This window comes from Leisingera sp. JC1 (assembly GCF_001679925.1).
Taxonomy (GTDB): domain Bacteria; phylum Pseudomonadota; class Alphaproteobacteria; order Rhodobacterales; family Rhodobacteraceae; genus Leisingera.
Map to the genome: position 1 here is coordinate 1 of NZ_LYUZ01000163.1, position 3825 is coordinate 3825.

The window sequence follows — 3825 nt, forward strand, 5'->3', positions numbered from 1 at the left end:
CACCCAGATCCCAGGGGTCGGCGTCTTCTTCTGCCCGCGATTGCGCCGCGGGGGCTGCGGCGCCGGCTTCTACGGAAATCACATAATGGCCGGCGATCAGCCGCTCTCCGCCGCGCAGCTGAAGCGGGCCTTGCAGCCTGTGCGGCTGTCCCTGCAGAAATGTGCCGTTGGTCGACACGTCCGTCAGCCAGTAGCAGCCGTCGCGGTAACTGATGTCAAAATGATGTCCGGAGACGTGCCGGGTTGCGTCGGGCAGCACCCAGTCCATCGACTTGTTGCGCCCGGCGCTGGCGCCGTGGCCCTCCAAGGTGATCCAGACCGGTCCGCCATTTTCCAGCAGGTCAAAGTTTTCCAGTCTCAATGTCAATGTCAATGTCAGTGTCATGGCCTGATCTGCATTAGGTGGTTTCAGAAATGCGTGCCGGGCATCCGGCGTGGTCAGAAAGTGCGGAACAAAGGCGCGGCCAGGTCAATGAAGCGCGCCAGCCGCACCGGCCGGTCCGCAAGGGCGGCCTTGCTGAGGCAGGACAGCACTGCGGAATTTATTGCCCGCGGTGCACGGTGTTCCGGCACCGGCGCGGGGTCATTCGGCGCAATCGCTCCGCCGGACCAGGCAACCGCCAGCCCAAGAAACACTGCCGGGCTGCGCACCGGGGCGTACAGTGCCGCCCGGGCCGCACGGAAGCGGTTTTCGTCATCCGGGTATGTTGTCCAGGTTGCCACCAGCTCCATCATGCGCCGGTCATCCTCACTGATCAGATCAGCTGCGAGCCGCATGCATTCGTAGCCCCACCAGACTGCCATTTTGGGCTGCGCGGCAAAGGCAGTGAAGGTCACGGCATCCTCAGGTGTGGTTGAGGCGCGCAGCCGCATGAGAAAGGCGAGCCCGTCCTCCTGCTCCTGGGGCTGGTTCTGAATCAGGCGGCTGAGTTGAGGCATGCTCTGATACAGGGCGTAAGGCCTGTCGAACCGCAGGGCGGATACTGGCGGCTGCGTCTTCTCCGCGTCGTCGCCGCCACTGAATGGCAGCCCTGCCGGGGGCGTCGTTTCGTGGCTGTTCGGGGTCAATTTGTCTGGTTATCCGGATGTTTGGGGTTCCCGCCGCGCTTGCGGAGGCGTGCGGCAGCGATGCTTGGAGGCGGCGGTTTCAGCCGCCGAAAGACACGTTTCCCGACCCCGTCTCAGCTGCGCCGCCGCAATCGATGGCGTCGCCGATCCGGCCTGCAGGTTTGCCATTGATGAACACGCTCCCGGAGCCGCCGGACAAGCTGCGCCCATGGGCAGGGGCTGGGCAGACGCCGCAACCGTGGCCGGCATAAGCGTCGCCTTGACGCACAGCGCCGAGGCTGTTGACGAAGACGTCTTCCGAGCAGCCCGTGGCCGGGGAAGGCGGGAAGTGGCAGCCGTGCCCTGATCCTATGTCACCCTTGCGGGTTGCCGCTGGCATTGCGATCTCCTGTTGATTTCGGGCCGACTTCGGACTTTGTTAAACGCCTTTAGATTGCGTCTTTTCAAGCCTTGTGCGCCGAGGCGGTTTTTCTCCGGCCGCTCTGCTTTCCGAGCTGTATTTGGAATAAATATTTTATCATAAGAACTTGTGGAGATTCTGCGGGGAGCATAACAACCGTCTCCTGCGTGTGGAAGGGTGAATATTTTGTAAATCTCCCCGCCATGTTCAGTTGACTTCTCGTGCTTAAATTGCATTTTGCGCGCATTTGACAAAGCTATCTGCTTGCGACCCCTGATTGAATTTTTATCTTAAAGCGGTATTCAAACATGCGCATTCTTCTGCTCGGAACCACTGCAATCTACGCAGGGATGATGGCTTGCCCTGCGGCGTCGCAGACCTGGACCAATGGCAATGGAACCGCCAATTGGGGGGAAGCCGGAAACTGGGACGCTGGCACAGTGCCCGATTCCAGCTCTGCGTCGGCTGAAATTTCTGGCGGCAGCGGACCGGAAACCATCCTGCTCAGAAACGGCGACGGCTCCACCACCAGCTACACGGCCAATTCGGTGGTCATTCAATCCGAGGCTCAGCTATCCGGCGGCACGCTGGTGCTGGACGGGGCGGATGCCGGTCTGTCCTACAGCGGCAGTTTTGCCGGGGATGTTCTGGCAGACGATATGGTGCTGCAACTGGATGACAGCGCGGAGCTGACACTGGATGCTGACTTCTCCGCAGCGGCCGGCGTCACCAGCACTGGCACGGGAGCCCTCTCCATCAACGCGGCAAGCGGCACCGAAGCGGGCTTCTCCGGTTCGATTCAGGACGGCAGCGGTCTTTTGTCGATGGAAGCCGTCGGCGAAGGGGAGGTCACGCTTTCAGGCAGCAATACCTACACCGGCAGCACCGCGGTGCAGTCAGGCAGCCTGACTGTGACCGGCAGTCTGGCATCGGAAACCGTGAGCGTGGCGTCCGGAGCAAGTCTCTCCACGGATGGCGGCGCGCTGGCGGCAGGAACTGAACTCAGCAATGAGGGCGCTGTCTCTCTGGGCGGTGATGAGAGCATCGCCCGCCTGAACGGTGCAGGCACGGTGGCGCTCAGCCCCGGCAGTCTGACGCTGACCGCCGGAACCTCCTCGGTTGATGGCGAAATCTCCGGCACTGGCGGGCTGGCTGTCGCAGGCGGGGATGTCACCCTGGCGGCGGAGAACTCCTACACGGGCGCAACGGATGTCCAGTCCGGCAGCCTGACTGTGACCGGCAGCCTGGCCTCGCAATCCGTATCGATTTCACCCGATGCGCTGCTGATGTTTGACAGCGCAACCGATTCCAATGTGGGCGGGCTCACCAATGAATCCGCAAGCGGCGGCTTGGTTCTGGAAGCCGGTTCCGCGGTGACGGTGACCAGTTCCGCCGGCGGCACGGGCGCGTTGAGCAACAGCGGGGTTGTTTCTGTCGGGGACGGTGGGTCGCTGGAGGCGGAGACGATCAGCAACGAAAGCGGGGCGTCTCTGACCCTGGGGGCAGGGGCGACGCTGACCGGCACCGGCAACACGCTGACCAACAGCGGCAGCATCACCGTCGGCGACGGCGGCACGGTGGAAGACGCCGGCGCGATCAGCAACACCGCCAGCGGCAGCATCACCTTCACCGGCGACGGCGTGCTGAACGCCGACAGCGACAACAGCGGCGAGGGGCTGACCAACGCAGGTGCGATCTCGACCCAGGACGGCGGCAGCGACACGCTGACCCTGGGCGACGGCAGCGGCGACAGCTTCACCAATACCGCGGGCGGCAGCCTCAGCATCGGCGAGGGCGACCGGCTGGAGGGCAGCGGCACGGTGCTGACCAACAGCGGCACGGCGGGGGCGGCTGCCACCATCACGGTGGGGGATGGCGCAACCCTGTCGGTGGCGCAGCTGGACAATGGTGCCTACGGGGAAATCACCAACGCAGGCACCATCAGTACCAGCCACGGCACGCTCAGCAATGCGGTGGACGGGGTGCTGGGGAACACCGCCAGCGGCACGATTTCCGACAATGTGGAGACCTCGGGCAGCTTCACCAACGCAGGCATTGTAAGCGGCACAACCTCCGTTTTGGCGGGAACGGCCAGCAGTTCCGGCACGCTGAGCGGCGATGTGACGGTTGCAGCGGGTGCGGAACTGACCACCAGCGGCATTGCCGGGACAGTGGACAACGGCGGCACAGTCAGCGTCACCGGCGGCAGCACTGCCGAGCTGACAAACAGCGGCAGCGCAACGGTGAGCGGCGGCACGGTGGCGGACCTGGAGAACAGCGCCAGCGGTGATCTGACGATTGCCAGCGGCGGCTCGGTGACAACGCTGAGCAACGAGGGCATCGCCTCGAACGCAGGC

General features: G+C 63.8%; 4 protein-coding genes. 1 reads left to right on the top strand and 3 read right to left on the bottom strand.

Annotated elements, in window-relative coordinates:
* The 3 genes from A9D60_RS25215 to A9D60_RS25225 all read right to left on the bottom strand — a co-directional run.
* On the bottom strand, positions 1-385 hold a 385-nt coding region (locus tag A9D60_RS25215; protein WP_141118064.1), incomplete at its 3' end, for an FHA domain-containing protein.
* A gap of 53 nt (positions 386-438) precedes the next feature.
* Positions 439-939 (bottom strand): DUF6931 family protein, encoded by a 501-nt coding sequence (locus A9D60_RS25220; RefSeq protein ID WP_254656799.1) that lies wholly within the window; start codon positions 937-939, stop codon positions 439-441.
* A gap of 208 nt (positions 940-1147) precedes the next feature.
* The gene (locus A9D60_RS25225) at positions 1148-1447 is read right to left on the bottom strand and encodes a PAAR domain-containing protein (protein WP_065270127.1); all 300 of its coding nucleotides are present in this window, start codon (positions 1445-1447) and stop codon (positions 1148-1150) included.
* Positions 1448-1776: 329 nt separating this feature from the next.
* On the opposite strand from A9D60_RS25225, the gene A9D60_RS25230 reads away from it, so the two are divergent.
* A partial coding sequence (locus tag A9D60_RS25230) for a beta strand repeat-containing protein (RefSeq protein ID WP_175393044.1) occupies positions 1777-3825 on the top strand: 2049 nt, incomplete at its 3' end.